The following is a 21,832-nucleotide window of genomic DNA, read 5'->3' on the forward strand; positions in this document are numbered from 1 at the left end:
GCGGGCCCGGACAGAGTTCGGCCCGCCACTCCGGGACTTTTGCCTCTTGATTTTGCCGACGGACGCTCCAGAATGGTCGAACCACTTGAATCCCAGGGGGAGGGTGACATGCGTCGACTCGCGGCGTTCGGCACGGCAGCGTCGGCCGGCTTCTTGGTTGCGGCGCTGCTGGGCGCCTGCGGTGCGCCCGCGGGCCCGGGGCCGACGTCGCCGTCGATGCCCACCGTGCCCCCACTGACGTCCGCGCCGGCCAGTAGCGGCGCCGTCGATGTCCCGCCGACCGAGCCGCCGTCGGCGCCGGGCACTCCGGCGCCGACGGCGGCGGATTGGCAGAGCCTCAAGACCCCGGACGGGAAGCTCGAGTTCGATCACCCCGCCGAGTGGACCGTCAAGGACCGCGGCGCCGAGGCGGCACCCGGCGGCGTGTTCCTGGAGGTCCTGAACGCGGGCGGCAAGTCGCTGGCCACCTTGAAGACCAACGTCGCCCCGGGCGCGGAATGCACGCAGCGGATCCCCTACCAGGTGCTCGATCTGGTGCAGGTTCCGGCCCTGGCCCAGCAGGGCGTCACGCCGCACTTCATCTTTGAGTTGCGGCTGTATCCGGCCGAGAAGGACCCCACGAAGGCCAACGTCATGGCCTACGGCATCAGCTCCGCGCCCAAGCCGTCCGGCCCCGATGCCTGCCCGATTTTCCAGTTCTTCACCTGGCCGCCCAGCGGAGCGTCGTTCGGGGGCGTCTATAACCCCTTCGACACCACCCCGGGCAACGAGCCCTTTGTCGACACCCCGGAGGCCTATCTGGAGACCTCCGAATACCAGGACATCAGGAAGATGATCACCTCGCTGCGCCCGGCGGGGCAGTAGGGCCGGCCCGGGCTCATGGCGAGGCGACGGCTCACAGCGGCTGCGGTTCCGGCTCCGTTTGTTTCGGCGCTGGTGCTCGCGGCCCTGCTGCTGGCCGGCTGCGGCTCACCGGCGGCGCCCCCTGCGACATCCGGCGCTGCGCCGGAGGCAACGTCCGCAGGTCCGCCTGCCGGAGGCACCCAACCGGGAAATGACCAGCCGGGAAACACCCAGTCGGGAGACTCTTCGCAGGGGACACAGGGAACCACGCCGTCGGAGTCAGCCACGGACACAGCATCGGGAACGGCTCCGGGGAGCACCGCGGCGGCAACCCCGACGACGTCGGCCCTCCCGCCGTCGTCGTCCGGCTGGAAGACGTTCACGACGTCGGACGGGACGCTGAGTTTCGACTACCCCGCCGCGTGGGAGATCCGGGACCCTGCGGGGGAGGCGCCGCTGGGCGGTGAGTTCGTGGACGTCGTGAACGCCGCCGGGAAGCAGATGGCCGCGCTGCGCACGAACATCGTCACGGGCGCCGAATGCGGCGATCAACAGCCCTACTTGCTCATCGACTCTCAGCCGATGCAGGCGCTCGCCGAACCCGGTGCGGCGGACCAGAGCCCGCCGCGCTACGTCTTTGAGGCCCGGGGCGACTTCGGGGCGGCGGAGGCTTCGCCGCCCACCTACGCGTCGTACGGCATCACCATGATGCCGGAGGAGACCGGGCCCACGTCGTGTCCGATGTTTCAGCTCTTCCTCTGGCCGCCCAGCGGCGCGCTGTTCGGGCAGGCGTATGACCCCGGGAAAAACACGACGCCGGGGGACCCCGGGCTGCCGTACCTGGAGAAGGCGAAGCTCTACGCCAGCACGGCGGAGTACCAGGACGTCCGGAAGATGATCACGTCGCTGCGTCCGGCGGGCAACGGCGCGGCCACGGGCACGGGGACTGGCGCCGCGACGGAACCGGCGAAGTAGCTGCGTTAGACGACGCTGGGTTAGACAGCAGGCAGGTGCCGGTGGCGGTGACGGTGTTCCCGGACCGCAGGTGTCGGCGAGGCGTTCCTGCCGCCGCGCTGCCCGGTCCACGGGTTGCTGCTGACCTCCCGGATCAGCCCGGTGCCGGCGCACTCGCGCACGGCCATGATGCCGTCCGCCGCCTGGCGCTTGTCGTCGAATGCTGTGGAAATCGCCAACACGGTCCCGTCGGCGGCAAGGAGCCGGAACCGTACATTGGATTCCGCGTCGGTGAAGATTTCGAACTGTCCAGCCATTGTCTTGTCCTTGTCTAGCGGTGGTGACCGCCGGTGGAGGGTAAGAGCACTTCTTTGTGCTGTTGCCGGGTCTTCGACAAATCGCTGCAGTGCCGGTAGCCACCCTTTCGTGGACGGCGCCCCCGGGAAAGAGGCAAAGGTCCCTTGGTGTCTGGCGGATGAGACTGGGCCGGCAGTACCAAGTCCTGTGTGCCGAAACCGGGCGCCCGGATGGGCGCTACATTGGGAACATGGCGGGCAAACATCCTGTGCAGTTTCCGGCGGATTCCGGCGAGCCGGTGCGGCTGAACGCGCGGGTGTCCGGTGTGGTCCAGGCGGTCGGCTTCCGCTACTGGACGGTCCGGAAGGCCGAGGAACTGGGGCTCAGCGGCACGGTCCGGAACAACACCGACGGCTCCGTGGGCATCGTGGCCGAGGGGCCGCAGTCCGTGGTGCTGGAACTGCGGCGCTGGCTGCGCTCGCCGGAGGCGCCCGGCCGGGTGGAGGACGTCGAAGAATCCGTCTCGGCCGCGACGGGGGAGTTCGGCGGATTCGACGTGGCCTACTAGGGCTGCAGCTTTCCGGCGGCCGGCATCGTGGCCGGTCCGGGGCGAAGGACCCTCGGCAGGGGTCCGGTTTCTGAGTAGGGTGGCCCCATGCAGAAGATATCGCTCGATGCCCTTGCCCGGCAGCAGCTGGCTGCCGCGGTTGCGGCGCCCAGCGGACGGGCTGCGGACACTGCGTTTGGCGGGCATGAGAAAGTCCTGCGCCAGACCGTCATGGCGTTCAGGGCGGGGACGCAGCTGAGCGAGCACCAGAACCCCGGCGAGGCGACCGTGTTTGTGCTCCGCGGCTGCGTGCGCCTGCGGGCCGGCAACGAATCGTGGCAGGGCAAGACCGGCGATCTGCTGATCGTGCCCGAGGGGCTGCACAGCCTGGAAGCCGAGGAAGATTCGGCGATCCTCATGACCGTGGCGAAAATCAAGACCTGACGGCCCAGCCGCAGGCGGCGAGACCGGTCGAAGCCACTCCAGGGGCCGGATTACCGCAAGGAGCAGGACATGACTGTCATCCCTTTCGACGAGGTCCCAAAGACCCGGCGGTGGTGGGCCAGGGGGGCCTTCGCCGCAGTTGTCCTCGCGGTGGCTGTCCCGTTGGTGGCGGCGGGTTTGGCAGGCACTATTGCGCTGGTCACGACCGGCCTGGGCGCCGTGTTGGTGGCCGTGGCAGCGATCTACTGGTTCCTCATCAGCCGCGGTCTTCTGCGCTGGTTTGCGCTGGCGCTGGCGGTACTCGCACCCCTTGTGGTCGTGGCCCTCTACATCCAGGGGAGCCTGCTCCGGGAGGTGGCGATTGCCGCTGCGCTGGCATTCGTTGCCCTGGTCTGTGCCCGCGCCGCGCTCCGGGAAAGGAGTGAGGGCAAAGCCATGCCCGAGCACCCCGCCCCTGCCTGGCAGCATGCTTTCCTGGTGATGAATCCGCGTTCCGGCGGGGGCAAGGTGGTGAAGTTCGACCTCCAGCGGAAGGCGGAAGAACTCGGCGCCGAGGTGGCGCTTCTTGAGGGACCGGGACCGGTTGACGTCGACGCGTTGGCCCGGCAGGCCGTGGAGCGCGGGGCCGATCTGCTCGGCGTCGCCGGTGGGGACGGAACCCAGGCGCTGGTGGCCGGCATTGCGGCCGAGCACAACCTTCCGTTCCTGGTGATCAGCGCCGGCACGCGCAACCATTTCGCCCTGGATCTCGGGCTGGACCGCGAGGACCCGACAGGCTGCCTCGATGCCCTCCGGGACGGGGTGGAGCTTCACGTCGACCTCGGCAAGATCAACGGCCGCACCTTCGTCAACAACGCATCCTTCGGGGTGTACGCCGAGGTGGTGCAGAGCCCTGCGTACCGCGACGACAAGGCCGGTACCGTGCTGGAGATGCTTCCGGACCTGATCAGGGGCGATAAGGGTGCGCGGCTGCGGGCGCAGGCTGACGGGGAGACGGTGGACGGCCCGCAGGCGGTGCTGGTGAGCAACGGTCCGTACGGCAGCAATGACCTCGCCGGCCTGGGCCGCCGAACCCGGCTGGACCGCGGCGTGCTCGGCGCGGTGGCGATTTCCGCCGCCAACACCCGGGAAGCGGTCGGCCTGCTGCGCCGTGCCACGAAGCGCGGCCTGATCCAACGCACCGCGGCGGAGGTGGTGGTCGACGCCGACGTGCCCGATATCCCCGTCGGAGTGGACGGCGAGGCTCTGCTGATGAGCACACCGGTACGGTGCACCATCGAACCCCGCGCACTGCGGGTACTGGTTCCGCGGAACCGTCCGGGCGTCCCGCCGGCCCAACCGGCGCTGGATCTGGTCCGGCTCCGCGAGCTGGCATGGGGCCGGCACGTGTCTGCGCCGTCTGCGCCGTCGTCCGCCGTTCCTCCGCACGCCGGCGGGGGATCGTAGCCTCGGCAGATCTGGCCTGAACGGTGTACGACGGCGACTAGTTGTGCCGTGCCCACAACTGCAGCCACACGAGCAGGCGCGTTTCGGCGTCGTCGAGGTCTATGCCGAAGAGCGGCTCCACCCGGGACAACCGGTACCGGACCGTGTTGACGTGCACATCCAGCGACTTGGCGGCGTCGATCGCGTTTCCGCCGCAGCTGAGGTAGGCGTAGATGGTCTCCTCGAAGGACTTCCTGTGCTGTTCGTCGTACGCCGCGATGCTCAGCGCGTGCGCCCCGGGCAGTTGGCCGGCGGCCGTCAGCGCCGAGACGAACTGGCGCAGCAGCAGACGCGAGCCGAGGGAGTCGTCGTCGGCCACGATGTCATCCGAATCCGCGGCGATGCGCCCCTCCGCGACGTTGCGCACAAGTTCGGACAAGACCAGTTCCGCGTTGACCCTGGAGTCCTCCAGCCGGTCGATCGTCGCCGCGGCGCCGAGCGCGGCCAGGACCGGGCGTGCGAGCAGCCGCCGCGCATTCTGCACAATTTTCAGAAGCGCGGTGCGCTGGAAGTGGCGTGAGGTTTCGGTGGTTTGCGGCAGGACGATGTACACGATGTTGTCCGAGAGCCCGCAGACGGCCGAGGGCAGCCGGATGGCGCAGGCGGTCCGGATGGTGTCGAAGAGCCGGAGGCGGGACTGCAGCGTTTCGGCCGCGATGGCCTCGGACGGCCAGACGCCCAGGGCCGCAACCCGGATCGACGGCGCCGAGATCCCGAGCCTGATGGCGGCCAGTTCGGCGCGTTTCGGATCGAACAGCAGCGGCTGGACGAGATCGATCTGGCGGGTCAGGTTCGAGACGTAGGTGGTCCGTTTGTGCAGGATGTGGAGCGCGGCCACGTTGGCGGCTTCGCGCAGGATCCGGTTGGCGTCCTCGTTGTGGTGGTCCGCCAGTTCAAGGAGCCAGAGCGAGCCCAGAACGGAGTCGCCGGCCCGGATCGCTATGGCCGTGCGCCGGAGCGAGGGATCCTGCGTGGCCACATCCAGCGCATCGGTGGCGGCATGGACACGGCGGTAATCGTTGTCCGTTTCCAACGAATGCGGCACCTGCAGGCTCAGGATGGAGCTCCGGCGCGTCTCGTCAATGGGCTGGTCCGGGAGGGTGGAATACGCCAGGATCGTCTGCTCGGGATCGGCGATCGCGATGGCACCGCCGGCCTGGGCCGCCACCGTGTTGGCGAGGTCGAACAGGTCTCCGGGCCGGATGTCCACGAGGGTCCGGCCCGATTGCCGGTGCGGGACCACTGCCGCGTCCATGATCTCCGCGAGCTGGTTCCAGGGCACCGAGTCGGAGGCCCGGAACAGCGCCATCCCGTTGTCCCGGGCGGCTGCCCGCAGGACTTCGTCCGAGGTGCCGTTGGATTTGTAGACGATCGCCACGTACCCGGCGTCGCTGAGTTCCCGCACTTTCGCGCCCAGACGCTTCCCGGAAAGTGACAAACCAATGGCCAGGGCAACGGCACCCGGGAACTTGGCGGGCCGCGCCGTCGAGTCGTAGAGAACCGAGCCGGCGACAATCTGCCGGTCATCTGATGGCATTTCCACGAGGCTGAGAATTTCCGAGCCCGCCGAGCGGGCGACGTCGGCCAGGGTAGGCAGCGCGTGCGTCTTCACCTCCGATGCCGTCACCGGGACACCCAAGAAGCTGTTTGGTATTCGCTACTAATGATTGGCCCTTCAATTTGTCGATAACTCCATGGTGATGCGGAGCTTCATTTCCTACGCTGAACCATAACGCAGCACAGTTCAACGGAAGGCCGTCATTGAAAATCAGCGAAGCCAGGCAACTCGTCCAGGTGAAGGCCCCCGTCCTGTCCCGCCAACGGCGCGTGCTGGCGGGCGCCTACAACGTCGAGGAATTCCGGAAAGCGGCACGCAAGGTCCTGCCTGCCGGGATTTTCGACTATCTCGACGGCGGATCCGAAGACGAAGTGACGCTCCGCCGCAACCGGGCCGTCTTCGACGCCTGGGCCCTCATGCCCAGCTGGGGCCCGGTGTCCGGACCCGACACGACGACGACCCTGCTCGGAGAAGAAAGCGCGCTGCCGCTGACCTTGACCCCCACCGGGGCGACCCGGCTGTTCCATCCCGAGGGCGAACTTGCCGTCGCGGCCGCCGCGGACCGGGCCCGCATCCCCTATGGGCTGGCCGGGCTGAGCACCGTGCCCATGGAAACCATCGCAGAGCACCACCCGTCCCTTGACCGCTGGTTCAACTTTGGCCTCACCTCCGACGCCCAGGCGATGAAGAACAAACTGGCCCGCTGCAAGGCAGCCGGATTCAACACCCTGATTGTCGGCGTCGACACGCGGGCACTGGGTTCCAGGGAACGGGACCTCCACAACGGATTCACCGCCCCTCCCGCGCTCACGCTGTCAACCATCGCGGACATCGCCCGGCGCCCTTCCTGGTGGATCAACTTTTTGAAGTCGGACGGCATCAGCTTCCCGAACCTGGATCCGCAGAGCCCCGCCGCCTCCTCCGTGGTGACCCCGACCATGTGGCAGCACATCCTGGGCCACTCGGATGCCAGCAGCGGCTGGAAGGAACTTGAGGCCCTGCGGCAGGCCTGGCACGGCAAAATCGTACTCAAGGGCTGCGTCAACCCGGCCGACGTCGCGAAGGCCTCCCGGATTGGCCTGGACGCCGTCCAGTTGAGTAATCATGGCGGCCGCCAGCTCGATCACATGCTGAGCCCCATGGACGTCCTCCAGGAATCGCGGCAACGGGTGGGCGATTCGATCGAGATCTACGTGGACTCCGGCATCCGCCGGGGGAGCGACATCCTCAAGGCGCTGGCGCTGGGGGCCGATGCCTGTTCGATCGGCCGGGCCTACCTGTACGGATTGGTAGCGGCCGGCTCACCGGGCGTCGGACGCATCATCGACATCTTCGGGGATGAACTGCGGCGTACGATGACGTTAGTGGGCGTCTCCAGTATTTCCGAGTTGAAGGCCCGGGGCGGGGAAATTCTTCGGGATATTCGTCATTCCGGAGAACTTCTTGAGACAAGAGCGTCGGAAAACACAAATTCTTGAGTTTTGAATAAGCAGTCATGCAGTGCCCTCCCGCAGCGTTGCGGGAGCCTAGAGAATCCCTGAACAGCTAAGGAAGCCATGCGCACCCGATACCTTCTTCCCGTTCTCACCATAGCCACGGCGCTCTCGCTCTCGGGCTGTGTCAACAACAGCGAACCCGCCGCCACCGGCTCGGCATCCGGTACCGCTGACGCCATCGACGTGCAAAAGAATGACTCCATTGCCGCCTCGCTCCCGGAAAAAATGAAGAGCTCCGGCGTGCTCAACGTCGGCATGGCCAACAACTACCCGCCCAACGAGTTCAAGGACGATAACGGCGAACCGGCAGGCTGGTCCGTGGACCTCACCAACGCCTTGGGCAAGGTTATGGGGTTGAAGGTCAACTTCGACATCGGCACCTTCGATAACATTCTGCCGGCGGTGAAGGCAGGGAAGGATGACATGGGAATGTCGTCGTTCTCCGACACGCTGGAACGCGAAAAGCAGGTGGATTTCGTGAACTACTACTCAGCCGGCATCCAGTGGGCGTCGCCCAAGGGCAAGAATGTGGACCCGAACAACGCCTGCGGGCTTAAAGTCGCCGTCCAGGCCACCACCTATGAGGACACGCATGAGGTGCCGGCCAAGTCGAAGGCCTGCACGGATGCAGGCAAGCCGGCGATCACCATTTTCAAGTACGACGCGCAGGACCAGGCAACCAACGCCCTCGTGGTGGGGCAGGTCGATGCTATGAGCGCCGATTCGCCCGTGACTCTGTATGCGATCTCCAAGACCAAGGACAAGCTGCAGACCGCCGGCGACGCCTTTGAGGTGGCGCCGTACGGGATGCCCGTGGCCAAGGGTAGCGAATTTACCCCGGTCCTGCAGAAGGCGTTGCAGGCACTGATCGACGACGGTACGTACAACAAGATCCTGTCCAAGTGGGGCGTCGAGTCCGGTGGCGTCAAGACAGCAACTCTCAACGTGGCAGCCAAAGGGTGATAGCAAATGAGCGAGCCGGAATCCGACAGGATGATTGAGTCGGAGCCTGACAGGAAGCTGCGGGCCCGGACCCGGAGCGGACCGGACACGGACACCGCGCCGGCGGAGGCGATCGTCGCGATCCCGCTGCGGCACCCGTGGCGGATCGTGATTGCCGTGGTTCTGCTGCTGGGGTTGGCGGTATTTGTCCTGGACGCCGCCCAGCGCTCGGACTATGGCTGGCCGGATGTGGGCAAGTACATTTTTGACCGCCGGATCAGCCAGGCCGCGTGGGTGACGTTGTGGCTGACCATCTACTCGATGATCGGCGCGATCGTCATCGGCCTGCTGCTGGCCATCATGCGGCTCTCACCAAACCCGGTGCTCAAGAGCATTGCCTGGCTGTACATCTGGATCTTCCGCGGAACCCCTGTCTACGTGCAGTTGGTGTTCTGGGGCATCGTGGCCCTGATCTACCCGGTGTTCACGCTGGGGATTCCGTTCACGACGCCGTGGGTCACCGTCCCGAACGAGATCTTCACGAACCTGTTCATTACCGCCGTGATCGGGCTGGCCTTGAACGAGGCCGCCTACATGTCTGAAATCGTGCGTGCCGGCCTGTTGTCCGTGGACGAGGGCCAGGCGGAGGCCTCCACGGCGCTGGCCATGTCCTGGGGGCAGACCATGCGGTATGTCGTGGTTCCGCAGGCCATGAAAATCATCATTCCGCCTACCGGCAACGAAGTGATTTCAATGCTCAAGACCACCTCCCTGGTGGCCGCGATCCCATTGAGCATTGACCTGTACGGGGTGTCCCGCGGCATTTCGGCCGTGACGTTCACCCCGGTCCCGCTGCTGATTGTGGCTTCGCTCTGGTACCTCCTCTTCACCTCGGTCCTGATGGTCGGCCAGCACTTCATCGAAAAGCGGTTCTCCCGCGGAACCGGGCGGGCCAAGACAGACAAGGCGCCCACCGCGCCCGTACCCGCGCAGGTGGCCGGACCCGGCGCGCCGGGTGCACCGCTCGGTACAGACTTTGGAGGTAAGGGATGACGGGCGTGCCAATGGTTCTTGCGGAGAAGGTTTCCAAGAATTTCGGATCCAACAGGGTCCTGCGTGGGATCAGCCTGGAGGTCGACCCCGGGGAAGTTCTCTGCATCGTGGGGCCTAGCGGTTCCGGTAAGTCGACCTTCCTGCGGTGTATCAACCACTTGGAAGTGGTTGACGGCGGCCGGCTTTCGGTCGACGGACAGCTGGTCGGCTACCGCCAAAAAGGCGAGAAGCTCTACGAACTCAAGCTCAAGGAAGCTGCTTTCCAGCGCCAGGAAATCGGAATGGTGTTCCAGCGGTTCAACCTGTTCCCGCACCTGACCGCGGTGGAGAACATCATTCTTGCTCCCATGCGGGTGAAGAAGATTTCCAAGGCCGCTGCCACGGCAAGGGCCATGGAATTGCTGGAGCGTGTGGGGCTGGGGGACAAGGGCGATGCCTATCCGGCGCACCTCTCTGGCGGCCAGCAGCAACGGGTGGCCATTGCCCGTGCCTTGGCCATGGACCCCAAGCTGATGCTCTTCGACGAACCGACCAGTGCCTTGGACCCGGAGCTGGTGGGCGAGGTCCTCGATGTCATGAAAGGACTGGCCAAGAGCGGCATGACCATGATTGTGGTGACCCATGAGATGGGGTTCGCCCGCGAGGTGGCCGACACCCTGGTCTTCATGGACGACGGCGTGGTGGTGGAGGCCGGGGCTCCCCGCCAGATCCTGAGCGATCCCCAGCACGACCGGACCAAGGCGTTCCTCTCCAAGGTGCTGTGACGTCGAAGGTTGACGGCGCGGCGGTGAGCCCTGGCCTCACTGGCGCGGTGGCTTCGCCGCCGCGCCAGTGCAACACTGAATCCGTGGACAGCCCCGCGGACAGCAAGATCTGGGCGGACTACAACGCCGCCCAGGCAACCCGTGGGGTGCGCACGCTGTGCCTCGACGCCATGGCCTTCGCCGGCCCGGGGAACGGCCGCCGCGCCATAGATCTGGGCTGCGGCGCGGGCAAGGAAACACTGGCGATGCTCGACGGCGGCTGGCGGGTCCTCGCCGTCGATTCACAGCCGGACACCCGGGACAAGCTGCTCGCAACTGTGCCCGCGGCGCTCGCCGAACAGTTGGACGTCGAGCTAAGCCCGTTCGAGGACCTTCCGCCGCTCCCGGAGGCGGGGCTCATCCTGGCCAGCTATTCGCTGCCCTTCGTCCACCCCCAAAACTTCGCCCGCCTTTGGCGGATGCTACTGGGGGCGCTGCGCCCCTCCGGCGTCATTGCCGTGAATCTGTTCGGCGAACGGGACTCCTGGGCCGCCATTCCCGAATGGAACTTCCACACCGAAGCGGAGGCCAGGGGCTTGTTCGAGGGACTGGATATCCTTACGTTCGAGATCTACGATGCCGACGGCCAATCCTTCCGCGGTCCCAAGCACTGGCACATTTTCGACGTCATCGCCCGGAAACCCTGACGCCGGGCAAGACCCTTATCCGGCAGGACTTCCGCCCGACCTAATCGACCGAAGAGGTCTCCGAGAGGAGCAGTACGTTATGGGTGATGCCTTCAACGCCGTGGATGGTGTCCGAATTTCCTTTCAGGAGCAGGGCGTCGGCCCCACTATCGTTCTGGTGCACGGTTCAGGGCTCTCCCGTGCCATTTGGCGGGGACTGGGCTACACGAAGGCCTTGCAGGAGCGCTTTCACGTGGTGACTCTGGATCTGCGAGGACACGGCCGCAGCGACAAGCCGCAGCACGAAGATGCCTACAGCATGGACCTGCTCGTCGGGGATGTTGTGGCAGTCCTGGACGCCGCCGGCGCGCAGGCAGCCCATTACGTGGGGTATTCTGCCGGCTCGCGAGTCGGATTCTCACTGCTGGCCAGCAGCCCCGAGCGTGTCAAGACATTTACGGCTGCGGGCGGCACGTACCGCTCCCCGGCCGGGCAAATCGAATCGATCTTCTTCCCTGGATATGACCAGGCCCTGGACCGGGGCGGCATGCCGGAATTTCTGCGCCAGTGGAGTATCGCCACGGGCCGTGACCTTGATCCGCAGACGGCCGCCGCGCTGCTGGCCAACGACCCCGCGGCCTTGCGCGCCTACTTCCGGCGGAGTGAGGACGAGCCCGGAATCCCGGAGGCCGTTCTTCGGACAATGGACACCCCCACCTTGCTGCTCGCCGGCACGGAAGACCCGCTTCGGTATGCGGACTCGGAACGGGCGGCCCAGCTCATGCCCAGGGCCCAATTTCAGGCACTGCCTGGCCGCAACCACGGGCAGACCTTGGTTCCCGCCGGCCCGGTCCTCAGCATGGTCACGTCATTCATCACCTCGGCGGTCAGCGCGGGGAACAACGGCTAGACATGGAGGGCTGGCGCCAGATCGACGACGACGGCGGCATGCGTCGTCCGGTTCGATTTCGGCCGGCGTCGTAGGACAGACTGTTGCCGTGAGCAACTCTCCCCGTGCAGGCCTGGCCGTCGCCGGCCTCAGCCTCGGCACGTCGCTGAACCCGTTGAATTCGTCGATGATCGCTGTCGCCCTGGTGGTGCTGCGCGAGGACTTCGGGCTCGACGTCGCCACGGTCACCTGGGTGATCACGGCGTTCTACCTCACCTCCGCGGCCGGCCAGCCGCTGATGGGCCGGCTGGCGGACCGCTTCGGCCCGCGGCGTCTGTTCCTGCTGGGCATGGCCCTGGTGGCAGTGACCTGCGCGCTCGCGCCTTTTGCGCCCAACTTCGCGCTGCTCTGCGTAGCGCGGGCGTTCATGGCCCTCGGCACCGCGACGGCGTACCCGAGCGCCGTCGTCATGGTCGCCGCGCTGGCGCGGGAGGCGAACGTGAAGTCCACCCGGCCGCTGGGCCGGATCCAGATGGCGAACACGTCGGCGGCCGCCGTCGGGCCCGTGGTGGGAGGCCTGCTGGTGAGCCTGGTGGGCTGGCAGGCGTTGTTCCTGATCAACGTCCCGCTCTCGCTGCTGGCGATCCTTGTGGTCCGGCGCTTTGCCCCGGCCGACGGTGCCCGGGAACGCGGCCGGGTGTCGGAACTGGTGCGCGACTCTGACCTGCCCGGGATTGGGGCCTTCATCGGTGCCCTGGTGCTGGTGATGATGGCGATGCTGAATGTGCTGCCCGACTACCGGTGGTGGCTGCTGGGCGGCGGGCTGGCCCTTGCGGCGCTGTTCGCGTGGCGGGAGCTGCGGTTCAGCCCGCCCTTCCTTGACCTGCGGCTGCTGGGCCGCAACCGGCCGCTGCTGCTGGTCTACCTGGGTTTTGCGCTGTTCAACGGCGTCTACTACTTCGCGTTCTTCGGGCTGCCGCAGCTGCTGCAGACCGCGGGCGGCTACAATCCCGGCGTCGTGGGCCTGCTGATGCTGCCGCTCGCCGCGATCTCCGTGGTCGGGACGCCGTTCGCGGTCCGCGCGATCGACCGGTTCGGCGTGCGGCGGGTGCTGATCGCCGGCGTCGTGCTGCTCCTCGTCGCGTCTGCGGCGATGTGGCTGCTGACGGTGTCCCTCGCAGCCCCGCTGGTGCTCGCGCTGACCGCCCTGCTGGGTGTGCCGTACTGCGTGGTCGCCATTTCCTCGAGCCAGGGCATGTACGTGTCCACCCGGCCGGAGGAGCGGGGGGTGGCCGCCGGGATCTTCCAGACCTGCCGCTACCTCGGCGCCATCACGGCCACCGTGCTGATCGGCATCTTCTATGGGAGCGGCGTGACGCAGGCGAACTGGGGGCTGATGGTGTTCGTGATGCTGGGGCTGGGCTCGGTGGTGCTTGTCGTGTCGCTGCAGTGGCGGGAGCGGCGGGCCTGAGGTCCGGCAGGCGGGTGAGCGCGAGCCGTTGATGTGCCATGGCCGGAGTGGAAGACTTGGGCTGCGGTCTCATCCACTTTAAGGAGTTGGAAATGGCTGACGGGACTGGATTGATCAAACGGTTCTACACAGAGGTGATTGGGGACGGAAATCTCGCCCTCATTGATGAACTGGTCAGTGATGACTTCGTCGATCACGACCCCCTACCCGGACAATCGCCCGCCAAGGACGGCGTCGGGTACTTCGTCAACACGATGCGGGCGGCATTCCCGGATCTCAAGGCCAAGACCACCGAACCGGCGCTGGTAGATGGAGATCTCGAGGCGCAATACGTGGTCCTGACCGGGACGCATCAGGGAGAACTGATGGGCGTCGCGCCCACCGGTCGGAGCGTCGAATTCAGCGGCGTCGACATCATCCGCGTTGAAGGCGGCAAAGTCGTCGAGCACTGGGGGGCCACGGACACCATGACCCTCATGCAGCAGATCGGCGCCGTACCGAAGTAACGCGCAGCAATTTTGTGCAGGAAGGGGCCCTTTCGAGCGAAAGGGCTGCCTTCCAATTGCAACGCGGGGTCACCTACGGCCCATCCCGGCAGCTGGGATGGGCCGTAGGTGACCCCGCGTTGCTCTTAGGTGACGGCGAGGGCGGGGCTGGGATCGGCGGCAGTCAGGGCATCTTGACACCCTCGAAGCCTCGGAATATCTTCTGCCTAAACGAGGTGTTTCGCCCGTTTAGCACTGCTCTTTCACCCTACTTTCCAATGCCGGCGCTGCCCGAAACGGCAGTCTGGCGGGCGTCTGCGCGTCCGGCAGGCGCATAACGCCTGGGGGATCCAAATTCGGTCTCGCGCCTACAAGGAGTCGGAAATGTCTGAAGGTGCTGGATTGATTGAGCGGTTTTACAGGGACGTCATTGAGAGCGGAAACCTCGCCCTCGTTGATGAGCTGGCCGCGGACAGCTATGTGGACCACGAAGAGGCCCTGCCCGGGCAACCGCCGGGCAAGGACGGCGTCAAGTTCTTCGTGAACACGATGCGGTCGGCTTTCCCGGACATCAAGGTCAAAGAGATCGAGCCCAAGGTGATGGCTGGAAACCTGGAGGCGTGCCATGTGATTCTCACGGGTACGCATCGCGGGGAACTGGCCGGCATCCCGGCAACGGGCAAGAGCGTCGAGTTCGATTGCACTGACATCATCCGTGTCGAGGACGGAAAAGTGGCCGAGCACTGGGGCACGACGGACAACCTGGGCCTCATGCAGCAGATTGGTGCCGTGGCCGTTGCCTGAACCAGGCGACGAACAACAGGGCCGGCGCGATCGCGGCCGGAACACGCAATATCAGCACGCAATAAAAAGGCTGTCCACGTTCCCCACAGGGAAACGCGGACAGCCGTTCGACGTCGACGGCGGTTCGATCAGAGGGGCTGTCAGCGCCCGGCGATGTGCCCGGCAATGTACTTGGCATCGCGCCCCACACCGGCCACGACCGCCGAGCTGTGCCCGGTGAGCCACGGCAGGCCCACGGCGTAGAGGCCCGGGTAGTCGGTGACGCCGCGGCTGTGGCGGGGGTAGTTCCATTCGTCCAGTACGGGGATGTCGAGGATGCCGAAGTCGAGCCGGTATCCGGTGGCCCACAGGACGGACGTCACGCCCTCCGCTGCCAGGTTCAGCCGCGCCGGCTCTGAGGGAAGCCAGCCGTCGGCCGGCCGGAGTTCAGCCTCCGGCGCTTCGATCCCGGCAGCGGCAATGTACGTATCGAGCATCGGTCGGAGGCGCTGGCTGAAGCCGGCCTCAATGGTGGCGAGGCGTGCGGCGAGGTCATCGCTGAAGACGAGGTCGCCGTCGTCGGCTGCGTCCAGGTGGCCGTGCAGCCGGATGCCGCGGCGGCCCAAATCCCGCAGGTGGATGTCATGGCCGCCGTCGGCGCCGGATAACAGCGGGTTGCAGGCAAACCGAGCCGCCGGTGAGGGCAGCCGTTCCACGGAAAGTCCGTTCAGCCCGTGCTCGGGGCCGTGCAGTCCGAGCTGCATCATCCAGTAGAAGGTGTCCCTGCCGCGGTACCGGCGCGGGGCCTCCGGGCAGGTGGACACCGCCAGATGGACCTCGCGGCCGGCCGCCAGCAGCTCCTCGGCGATCTGGCCGCCCGACTGGCCGGTGCCCACAATCAGCACAGCGCCGTCCGGCAGTTGGCCCGGGTTGCGGTACTCGTCGGTGTGAAGTTGCACGATGTGCCCCGGAAGCCGTGCGGACATCGCGGGGATTTTCGCTTTCTGGAAGCCGCCGGTGGCCAGCACCACGTTGCGCGCCCGCCAGCTGCCTTGGGTTGTTTCCACGGCGAAGGAGTCGCTGTCCGCCGCGGCGATGCGCGTGACATCCGTGCCGGTGCGGACCGGCGCGCCGATGGTCTCCGCGTAGTGCCGGAAATAGTCCACCACGGCATCGCGCGGCATAAAGGCGTCCGGGTCCGGACCGGAGAAGGGCATGCCCGGCAGCGACAGCGAGAAATTCGGGGTGTTCAGGTAGAACCCATCCCACCGGTCCTGCCAGGCACCGCCCAGGGCGGCGCGCCGTTCCAGTACCTGATGCGCGACGCCGGCCAGGTCGAGCCAGTAGCTCATGGCCAGACCCGCTTGGCCTCCGCCCACAACGAGCGTGTCCACTTCGGCGTCCATCTCCGCCCACCACCTCGATCAGTGCACCATGCGCGAGGAGCGCGATCCCGGGAAAATCCTGGCCCGCGGAGGCCTCCATGCGAGGAGCTTACGCCGGGTCTGGGTCCAGGCGTAGGGGTTTTGACGACGGCGGGGCGGCCACTTCTGTGGCCGCCCCGTTTATCGGGGTGCTAGTTCGTAGCCGGGTAGGCCTTGGGGAGCTTCAGGCCGCGCTCGTCCAGAACGGTGCGCAGGCGGGTGGGGTAGTCGCTGATGATGCCGTCCACGCCGAGGTCCATCAGCCGTGTCATGTCCGCCGTGGTGTTGACGGTCCAGGGGATGACCGGCAGGCCGAGCTCGTGGGCTTCCTTGATCATGCCCGGGGTGACGGAGCTGAAGGCGGGGGAGATGACGTCGTAGCCCTGGGCTGCCGCTGCTTTGGCGAGCGATCCGCCGTAGGTGTCGATGTCGATGCCGCCGAGGTTGGGGCTGGCGCCGGGCTTGCCGACCTCGAGCCAGGCGTCGCCGCTGGACAGGGCGACGAGCGGCAGCTGCGGGGCGATCTTCTTGGTCAGGTTCAGCGAGGACCAGTCGAATGACTGCACGGTGCTGCGCCCGGCCATGCCGGCGGTGTAGATCTCGGTGACCACGGCCTTGGTCAGGGCCACCATGCCCTCGCCGCCGGACTTCCCGTCCTCCACCTTGGTTTCGATGTTGAAGCGGACCTTCTTGGCGTCGGCGTCGCGGACCAGCTGGAAGACGTCCTTGAGCTCAGCGATCCGGTTGCCCTCGACCACGTCCTGCTCCGGGAACCCCTTGAGCTGGGTGAACCCGCAGTCCAGGGTCTTGATCTGCGCGAGAGACAGTTCGGCGACCCGGTCACCGACGTAGGGATACTGCGCGTCGCCGGGAGTCGCCGGCGCGGTGTCGCGGCACTTGTCCGCCTGGATGGTGTCGTCATGCCAGACGATCACCTTGCCGTCGGTGGTCAGGTGGGTGTCCAGCTCCAGCGTGGTCACGCCGAGCTTCAGCGAGTTGGCGAACGCGGCCAGCGATTCCTCGGTCCACTCGCCGCGGCCGCCGCGGTGCGCCTGCAAGTCAAAGGAGCCGTTGCTCTCGTTGGTCTTGATTGCCGTTGTTGCCTTTGCGGCCTTTGTTGTGGCGGCGTTCGACGACGGCGAGCCGGCTTCGGGGTTTGAAGCGGCGACGGCGGGGCTCGCCAGCGAGGCGATGAGCGCGGCGGTGGCCACGGCTGTCAGGGGTGTGCGCATGGTGATGGTTCCTCCCGGGTGACGTTACCGGCGTCGTGCCGGCGACCCGACCACCGTAGGGAGGTGAGATGGACTGTTGTGCGCGGGGAGCTGGACCGGGGGTGAACACGAGGAAACCGAGCCGGGTGACGGGCCCGGAGACGCGAACAACCGTTCGTGTTCCGGACGGATCATGACCCTGCAGGAACTCCCCAGCGGGTCAGGCTACTTTAGGTGCCGCCACCCAGGACCGCCTGCAGTTTCTCGAACGACTCGGTCCAGCCGTTGCGGTGCAGTTCGAGGCGTTCGTCCGTCAGGAACGGTCCCTGCGAAAGCACCAGGCGCGTGCCTGTGCCGGTACTCCCGAGTGAAAGGTCGACGACGGTCTCCCGGTCGTCTGGCGCCGGTTCCTCCCAGCGGAAGGTGTACACCAGGCGCCAAGGAGGATCGATCTCCAGGAACTCGCCTGAGAGGTGGAACTGTTCACCGTCCGGTGGGGTCATGGCGAAGCGGTAGCGGCCGCCTTCGGCGAGGTTGACTTCGGCTGCAGGGATGATGAAGCCGTGCGGACCCCACCACTTCACCAATTCGGCCGATTCCGTCAGCATCCTGAAGACTTCATCCGGGGGAGCGGCGAGCGTGCACTCCAGGTTCAGGACCAGGCCGCCAGTTTCCGCGTTCATCCTTCAACTCTGGCATCGTGCGGCCACTGGCGGAAGGGGACCGGCGGCCGCCGCCCGTCACGCCGCAAGCGTCAGCAGCTTGCCTTCCGTCACGCCCTGTTGGACCGGCGCTTTGCAGCTCCCTGTTCGGAGAGCGACCCTTCAGCCCACTGCCAGTCACCCCTGTTTCCGCAAGACCAAATCGGTCCATAATGGCCACATAACTTCGGGGACCCCTCACACCGGTGATGGGTGGCGCGGCGTTGGAGAGTCCCAGGTGGCTGCCCCCGGCTCGGCGCAGGGGCGGTCACGGGCCCCGGACAGGTATTCCGGGGACCGAAACCGGGGGGAGCATCGCCATCGCTGCGGTCATCAACGCACTGAAGGGAATCATCATGTTCAAGGATTCAAACATCATCGCTGTCCTCCCCGCGAAGGACATCAACAGGGCGAAGGAGTACTACCGGGACAAGCTGGGAATCGAACCCTCCGAATCCATGGAGGAGGGCAGCGTCATGTACAGCTGCGGGCAGGGAACCCGCTTCCTTGTCTACCAGACAGAGAATGCCGGGACCGCGAAGAACACCCAGATCGGCTGGGAAACGGACAATCTCGAACGCGAGATGGAAGAACTGCGGGGCCGCGGCGTCGTCTTTGAAGACTACGATTTTCCCGGCCTGAAGACGGAGAACGGCGTCGCCACCGCTGAATGGGGGAAGGCAGCCTGGTTCCTGGACAGCGAGGACAACATCTTCAACATCTCGCAGCGCGCGTAGGCCGGAGTCTGGCCCCGATCAAGGACGCATTGCTTCGCTGCCTCCGGCTACGAAGCCGGAGAGAACCGGACCCCGCCACCAAAGCGGGATCCGGTTTCAGCGTGGGGCTGGCCGGCCTCGACAGGGCAAGAGCGTGGGCAGAACGGCAGGGTACTCGGTAACGGCTGTCCGCACGCTAGTTTGTGTGCGGTTCCCCTGGCCGCCGGTGCCGGTGGTGCAGCTCGTAGCTGTCGAACACATCGGAAGAGGTGGCTCCGGAATGGCCGAATTTGCCCCGGAGGACCTCCGCGAGTCCGTCCAGCGCCGCGTGGAGCATCCGTCCGGCGAACTGCAGTTCAGGGTTCTCGCTGCGCTGGGCCTGGGATGCCAGCTCCTGGGCGTAAGCCACCGTGGCGGGGAGGGAGCCGCGCTGCTCAATTTCACGGAAGTAGTAGGTTTCATGGAACGCAAGCAGGTCTATGCTCACCGTTGCCACGTTTCCGGCAATTGCCTCCAACAGCCCGGCAGCGTGACTGGGATCCATGGCCAGTACACCTGCCGGACCTGCAGCCTCCCTGAACAGGGTCAGCTGGTGGGCAAGGGCCCGGCGGCGGTTCAGGGCCGGGAAAGTCTGCAGGATCCAGGTGACCGTTGCTGTCAGCAAGCCGAAACCGGTGACGGCCTCGAGGGCAACAACCAGCCGGAGCAGTGGTTGCGTTGCCACGATATCGCCAAACCCCACGGTGGAAAGAGTGACCAGGGAGATGTAGAGGGCTTCGGCAAAGTCGGCCCGCAGCGGAACCCCGGCTCCGTAAACAAAGCCGTCCGTCAGATGGGGCAGGTATAGCAGAGCCCAGCCGATGGCCGCCAAGCCTGCCCAGGCGCCAATGACAGCGGCCATCGCCAAGGGTGCTGCGATGAAGGAGCCCCGGCCCCGCAGTCTTCTCGATACAAGCCAGAATCCGCGCATGATCGCCCGGCCCAGAGGACCGGAACCGTGCGGATAAAGCAGCGTACGAAAGACGTCAACGAGCATCAGCAGAACCAGCCCGGCCCCCAGAACCGTCCAGAGCGTGTCCTCGAAGTCCATGCCTCATCTTAGAGGTGGCACTCTTTTGAGGAGCAGCCGCACGGTCCGGGCAACGGGCCCGCGGGATAGCCACCGACGGGCGGCCCGGCATCTGGCCGCTTCAATCTATACACGGAAACCCCGCCAGTACCTTTTGGCTGGCGGGGTTTCCTTGCGATCGCGGTGGTCGTAGTCGGGCGAATATAACCCGCTATTTAGCCACGGCGGCAGTCGGAACGGACGTTCGGGAGAACGTTGTGTAGCCCGGCTTGGACCCCGTCACCTTGACGGTGAGGGTCTTCGCTACGTCTGTTGTGGTGGGTTTGTAGGTAGCGGCGTTGGCGCCGGTGATTGCAACGCCGGCTCGGTACCACTGGTAACGGAGCGTGACTGGTGCTGGTCCCCAAACGCCGGAGTTAGCGGTGAGGGTGGACCCCACCTTGGCGGTCCCGGTGACGGTGGGCGTGGCCCTGACCAGTGATCCCTTGACCACAGCAGCCGTGGCGGCGGAGGTTCGGGAGAACGTAGTAAAGCCCGCCTTGGACCCGGTGACCTTGACTGTGAGGATTGCTCCCAGGTCCTCCGGCACGGGGGTGTATGTGGCAGAGGTGGCGCCGGTGATCGCGACGCCGGATCGGTACCACTGATACCGGAGCGTAACCGAGGCGGGACCCCACGCTCCGGGGACGGCCGTGAGGGTGGTCCCGACGGCGGGAACGCCCGTGATCGTGGGGGTGGACCTTGTCAGCGAACCCTTGGCTACTGCCGCCGTCGGGGCGGACGTCTTCGAGACCGTGCTGTAGCCGGACAGGGACCCGGTCACTTTGACGCTGAGGGTGGCCGCAACGTCAGCGGCGGTGGGGGTGTAAGTGACCGCACTTGCGCCCGGGATGAGCACCCCGGCGCGGTACCACTGGTAGCTGAACGATGCAGGCGACGGAGCCCAGATGCCCGCCTTCGCAGTCAGAGTCTGGCCGACCTGGGGCGTTCCGGCGATCGTCGGTGCCGGGGCTGCAAAGGAGCCCTTGGCAATCTGTGCCGTCGGTGCCGACTTCTTAGTCACGGGCAAGTAGCCGACTTTGGAACCGGTGACGCCTACGGTGACGGTACTCCCCGCGTCAGCTGGGATCACGGTGTAGGTGGCTGCGTTGGCGCCGGCGATGGCGGCTCCCGAGCGGAACCACTGGTATCCGAGGGCGACCGGGGAAGGTCCCCAACTGCCGGCGGTGGCCGAAAGCGTGGACCCGACTTGTCCGGTGCCGGAAATGGTCGGAGTCGATGCGGCCAGAAGACCCTTGAACGTCGTTGACCAGGAGGACACGGCATCGGGGGCCAGCGCATAGCCTGCCCGCGCCTTGGCGGTTACTGTTACTGTGCCCGTTCCGGGGAACGTGCCGGCCGAAGCAACCTGGCCGTCTACGAGGTAATCGACGCCGGACGTGGCCGGGATCGTGTAGGTGTCGCCCGCGGTGCCGTCCTTCTCAGTGAAGGTCACGGCGGCTGGGGAAACTACCGTCGGAGGTGCTTCGTCGATGACCGTGACGGTTTTCAGTGTCTGGAAGAAGCTGGAGGCGTTGCCCCAAGTGTCACGCAGTGGGTAAAGCACCACCTCCCACTGTCCGGTTGCGGCGCCCTGCGGGATAGTAATGGTGTGCTTCCAGATGCCGTCCTGAATCGTTCCGGAGACCAGTGTCATGCCGCCAAAGCCCTGGCTTTGGCCACCCCCATTGACCCAGCCCCACGGGTCAGGGTCGACCCAGTTGGCAATCATGGTCGGCGATTGCACAGCTGTGGCGTCGACCAGGTGAATGGTGACGTTGATGGTCGCCGGACCCTTGTAAAGATTGAGGTTTGTCCACGTGACCGACTGGCTTGCGAGCACGGGACCTGACATGTCGGATGCCTGTGCCGGGGCGGCGACTGTGGCACCGATTGTTGTAAACATGGTCACTAAGACCATCAAAGTCATCAAAGGCCGAACGCGATTGAAGACGCGCATGAGAACCCCCATAGTGTTGCCTGTAAGAAGGCTGAG

At 66.1% G+C, this 21,832-nt stretch carries 23 protein-coding genes; 15 read left to right on the top strand and 8 right to left on the bottom strand.

The genetic code is table 11. From position 1 onward, the window contains the following. The first annotated feature begins 72 nt into the window (after positions 1-72). The gene (locus tag AC1DNG_RS12895; protein ID WP_476871886.1) at positions 73-864 is read left to right on the top strand and encodes a hypothetical protein; all 792 of its coding nucleotides are present in this window, start codon (positions 73-75) and stop codon (positions 862-864) included. A gap of 15 nt (positions 865-879) precedes the next feature. Next, complete coding sequence (locus tag AC1DNG_RS12900; RefSeq protein ID WP_476887502.1) at positions 880-1,818, top strand: hypothetical protein; 939 nt, start codon at positions 880-882, stop codon at positions 1,816-1,818. Positions 1,819-1,838: 20 nt separating this feature from the next. On the opposite strand, the gene AC1DNG_RS12905 is transcribed toward AC1DNG_RS12900, so the two are convergent. Beyond that, the gene (locus tag AC1DNG_RS12905; protein WP_243182192.1) at positions 1,839-2,114 is read right to left on the bottom strand and encodes a YegP family protein; all 276 of its coding nucleotides are present in this window, start codon (positions 2,112-2,114) and stop codon (positions 1,839-1,841) included. A 230-nt stretch (positions 2,115-2,344) separates the two neighbouring features. Between AC1DNG_RS12905 and AC1DNG_RS12910 the strand changes: the two genes are divergently transcribed. The 3 genes from AC1DNG_RS12910 to AC1DNG_RS12920 all read left to right on the top strand — a co-directional run bounded on the left by AC1DNG_RS12910 (position 2,345) and on the right by AC1DNG_RS12920 (position 4,531). Beyond that, positions 2,345-2,662, top strand: a complete 318-nt coding sequence (locus AC1DNG_RS12910; protein WP_043436330.1) for an acylphosphatase — start codon at positions 2,345-2,347, stop codon at positions 2,660-2,662. Positions 2,663-2,749: 87 nt separating this feature from the next. Beyond that, complete coding sequence (locus tag AC1DNG_RS12915; RefSeq protein ID WP_026538519.1) at positions 2,750-3,085, top strand: cupin domain-containing protein; 336 nt, start codon at positions 2,750-2,752, stop codon at positions 3,083-3,085. A 69-nt stretch (positions 3,086-3,154) separates the two neighbouring features. Then, positions 3,155-4,531: a diacylglycerol/lipid kinase family protein gene (locus AC1DNG_RS12920; protein ID WP_230009345.1), complete on the top strand. Its 1,377-nt coding sequence runs from the start codon at positions 3,155-3,157 to the stop codon at positions 4,529-4,531. A gap of 37 nt (positions 4,532-4,568) precedes the next feature. On the opposite strand, the gene AC1DNG_RS12925 is transcribed toward AC1DNG_RS12920, so the two are convergent. Continuing rightward, positions 4,569-6,197, bottom strand: a complete 1,629-nt coding sequence (locus AC1DNG_RS12925; protein ID WP_476887503.1) for a PucR family transcriptional regulator — start codon at positions 6,195-6,197, stop codon at positions 4,569-4,571. A gap of 134 nt (positions 6,198-6,331) precedes the next feature. Between AC1DNG_RS12925 and AC1DNG_RS12930 the strand changes: the two genes are divergently transcribed. The 5 genes from AC1DNG_RS12930 (at position 6,332) to AC1DNG_RS12950 (ending at position 11,069) form a co-directional block, all read left to right on the top strand. Continuing rightward, positions 6,332-7,606 (top strand): alpha-hydroxy acid oxidase, encoded by a 1,275-nt coding sequence (locus AC1DNG_RS12930; protein WP_476857463.1) that lies wholly within the window; start codon positions 6,332-6,334, stop codon positions 7,604-7,606. 78 nt (positions 7,607-7,684) lie between these two features. Further along, complete coding sequence (locus tag AC1DNG_RS12935) at positions 7,685-8,587, top strand: ABC transporter substrate-binding protein (RefSeq protein ID WP_028277463.1); 903 nt, start codon at positions 7,685-7,687, stop codon at positions 8,585-8,587. A 6-nt stretch (positions 8,588-8,593) separates the two neighbouring features. Then, on the top strand, positions 8,594-9,619 hold the full coding sequence (locus AC1DNG_RS12940) for an amino acid ABC transporter permease (RefSeq protein ID WP_476887504.1): 1,026 nt from the start codon (positions 8,594-8,596) through the stop codon (positions 9,617-9,619). Continuing rightward, entirely contained in the window at positions 9,616-10,383 is a 768-nt protein-coding gene (locus tag AC1DNG_RS12945; protein WP_275959779.1) for an amino acid ABC transporter ATP-binding protein, read from the top strand. Before AC1DNG_RS12940 ends, AC1DNG_RS12945 begins: the two co-directional genes overlap by 4 nt. An 83-nt stretch (positions 10,384-10,466) precedes the next feature. Beyond that, the gene (locus AC1DNG_RS12950) at positions 10,467-11,069 is read left to right on the top strand and encodes a class I SAM-dependent methyltransferase (protein WP_476887505.1); all 603 of its coding nucleotides are present in this window, start codon (positions 10,467-10,469) and stop codon (positions 11,067-11,069) included. A gap of 40 nt (positions 11,070-11,109) precedes the next feature. On the opposite strand, the gene AC1DNG_RS12955 is transcribed toward AC1DNG_RS12950, so the two are convergent. Continuing rightward, positions 11,110-11,232 (bottom strand): hypothetical protein, encoded by a 123-nt coding sequence (locus AC1DNG_RS12955; protein WP_476873630.1) that lies wholly within the window; start codon positions 11,230-11,232, stop codon positions 11,110-11,112. Between AC1DNG_RS12955 and AC1DNG_RS12960 the strand changes: the two genes are divergently transcribed. From AC1DNG_RS12960 to AC1DNG_RS12975, 4 genes are all read left to right on the top strand, one after another. Continuing rightward, entirely contained in the window at positions 11,185-11,958 is a 774-nt protein-coding gene (locus AC1DNG_RS12960) for an alpha/beta fold hydrolase (protein ID WP_476873628.1), read from the top strand. The two genes, AC1DNG_RS12955 and AC1DNG_RS12960, sit on opposite strands and share 48 nt — an antisense overlap. Positions 11,959-12,046: 88 nt before the next feature. Continuing rightward, complete coding sequence (locus AC1DNG_RS12965; protein WP_476887506.1) at positions 12,047-13,408, top strand: MFS transporter; 1,362 nt, start codon at positions 12,047-12,049, stop codon at positions 13,406-13,408. Positions 13,409-13,500: 92 nt separating this feature from the next. Next, positions 13,501-13,914: an ester cyclase gene (locus tag AC1DNG_RS12970; RefSeq protein WP_476887507.1), complete on the top strand. Its 414-nt coding sequence runs from the start codon at positions 13,501-13,503 to the stop codon at positions 13,912-13,914. A 363-nt stretch (positions 13,915-14,277) separates the two neighbouring features. Continuing rightward, entirely contained in the window at positions 14,278-14,697 is a 420-nt protein-coding gene (locus AC1DNG_RS12975) for an ester cyclase (protein WP_476887508.1), read from the top strand. Between the two features lie 140 nt (positions 14,698-14,837). Here AC1DNG_RS12975 and AC1DNG_RS12980 read toward each other — a convergent pair whose 3' ends face one another. The 3 genes from AC1DNG_RS12980 to AC1DNG_RS12990 form a co-directional block, all read right to left on the bottom strand. Continuing rightward, on the bottom strand, positions 14,838-16,082 hold the full coding sequence (locus tag AC1DNG_RS12980; RefSeq protein ID WP_476887509.1) for a flavin-containing monooxygenase: 1,245 nt from the start codon (positions 16,080-16,082) through the stop codon (positions 14,838-14,840). 170 nt (positions 16,083-16,252) lie between these two features. Continuing rightward, positions 16,253-17,332, bottom strand: a complete 1,080-nt coding sequence (locus AC1DNG_RS12985) for a glycerophosphodiester phosphodiesterase family protein (protein ID WP_476887510.1) — start codon at positions 17,330-17,332, stop codon at positions 16,253-16,255. A 209-nt stretch (positions 17,333-17,541) separates the two neighbouring features. Continuing rightward, entirely contained in the window at positions 17,542-17,994 is a 453-nt protein-coding gene (locus AC1DNG_RS12990; protein ID WP_476887511.1) for an SRPBCC family protein, read from the bottom strand. A gap of 374 nt (positions 17,995-18,368) precedes the next feature. Between AC1DNG_RS12990 and AC1DNG_RS12995 the strand changes: the two genes are divergently transcribed. Then, on the top strand, positions 18,369-18,749 hold the full coding sequence (locus AC1DNG_RS12995; protein WP_476887512.1) for a VOC family protein: 381 nt from the start codon (positions 18,369-18,371) through the stop codon (positions 18,747-18,749). A gap of 175 nt (positions 18,750-18,924) precedes the next feature. On the opposite strand, the gene AC1DNG_RS13000 is transcribed toward AC1DNG_RS12995, so the two are convergent. After that, positions 18,925-19,818, bottom strand: a complete 894-nt coding sequence (locus tag AC1DNG_RS13000; protein WP_476887513.1) for a potassium channel family protein — start codon at positions 19,816-19,818, stop codon at positions 18,925-18,927. Positions 19,819-20,008: 190 nt separating this feature from the next. Next, positions 20,009-21,742 carry a hypothetical protein gene (locus AC1DNG_RS13005; RefSeq protein ID WP_476857453.1) on the bottom strand — a complete coding sequence of 578 codons (1,734 nt, stop codon included), beginning with the start codon at positions 21,740-21,742 and terminating at the stop codon, positions 20,009-20,011. Positions 21,743-21,832 lie beyond the last annotated feature (90 nt).

This window comes from Arthrobacter sp. 01T425, from assembly GCF_056398725.1.

Excerpts from the sequence above, each read along its gene's own strand:
- AC1DNG_RS12940 (WP_476887504.1), top strand. The coding sequence starts at position 8,594 with ATGAGCGAGCCGGAATCCGACAGGATGATTGAGTCGGAGCCTGACAGG.
- AC1DNG_RS12900 (WP_476887502.1), top strand. The coding sequence starts at position 880 with ATGGCGAGGCGACGGCTCACAGCGGCTGCGGTTCCGGCTCCGTTTGTT.
- AC1DNG_RS12935 (WP_028277463.1), top strand. The coding sequence starts at position 7,685 with ATGCGCACCCGATACCTTCTTCCCGTTCTCACCATAGCCACGGCGCTC.
- AC1DNG_RS12985 (WP_476887510.1), bottom strand. The coding sequence starts at position 17,332 with ATGCGCACACCCCTGACAGCCGTGGCCACCGCCGCGCTCATCGCCTCG.
- AC1DNG_RS12905 (WP_243182192.1), bottom strand. The coding sequence starts at position 2,114 with ATGGCTGGACAGTTCGAAATCTTCACCGACGCGGAATCCAATGTACGG.
- AC1DNG_RS12945 (WP_275959779.1), top strand. The coding sequence starts at position 9,616 with ATGACGGGCGTGCCAATGGTTCTTGCGGAGAAGGTTTCCAAGAATTTC.
- AC1DNG_RS12895 (WP_476871886.1), top strand. The coding sequence starts at position 73 with ATGGTCGAACCACTTGAATCCCAGGGGGAGGGTGACATGCGTCGACTC.
- AC1DNG_RS12915 (WP_026538519.1), top strand. The coding sequence starts at position 2,750 with ATGCAGAAGATATCGCTCGATGCCCTTGCCCGGCAGCAGCTGGCTGCC.
- AC1DNG_RS12970 (WP_476887507.1), top strand. The coding sequence starts at position 13,501 with ATGGCTGACGGGACTGGATTGATCAAACGGTTCTACACAGAGGTGATT.
- AC1DNG_RS13000 (WP_476887513.1), bottom strand. The coding sequence starts at position 19,818 with ATGGACTTCGAGGACACGCTCTGGACGGTTCTGGGGGCCGGGCTGGTT.
- AC1DNG_RS13005 (WP_476857453.1), bottom strand. The coding sequence starts at position 21,742 with ATGTTTACAACAATCGGTGCCACAGTCGCCGCCCCGGCACAGGCATCC.
- AC1DNG_RS12910 (WP_043436330.1), top strand. The coding sequence starts at position 2,345 with ATGGCGGGCAAACATCCTGTGCAGTTTCCGGCGGATTCCGGCGAGCCG.
- AC1DNG_RS12920 (WP_230009345.1), top strand. The coding sequence starts at position 3,155 with ATGACTGTCATCCCTTTCGACGAGGTCCCAAAGACCCGGCGGTGGTGG.
- AC1DNG_RS12995 (WP_476887512.1), top strand. The coding sequence starts at position 18,369 with ATGTTCAAGGATTCAAACATCATCGCTGTCCTCCCCGCGAAGGACATC.
- AC1DNG_RS12990 (WP_476887511.1), bottom strand. The coding sequence starts at position 17,994 with ATGAACGCGGAAACTGGCGGCCTGGTCCTGAACCTGGAGTGCACGCTC.
- AC1DNG_RS12975 (WP_476887508.1), top strand. The coding sequence starts at position 14,278 with ATGTCTGAAGGTGCTGGATTGATTGAGCGGTTTTACAGGGACGTCATT.
- AC1DNG_RS12980 (WP_476887509.1), bottom strand. The coding sequence starts at position 16,082 with ATGGACGCCGAAGTGGACACGCTCGTTGTGGGCGGAGGCCAAGCGGGT.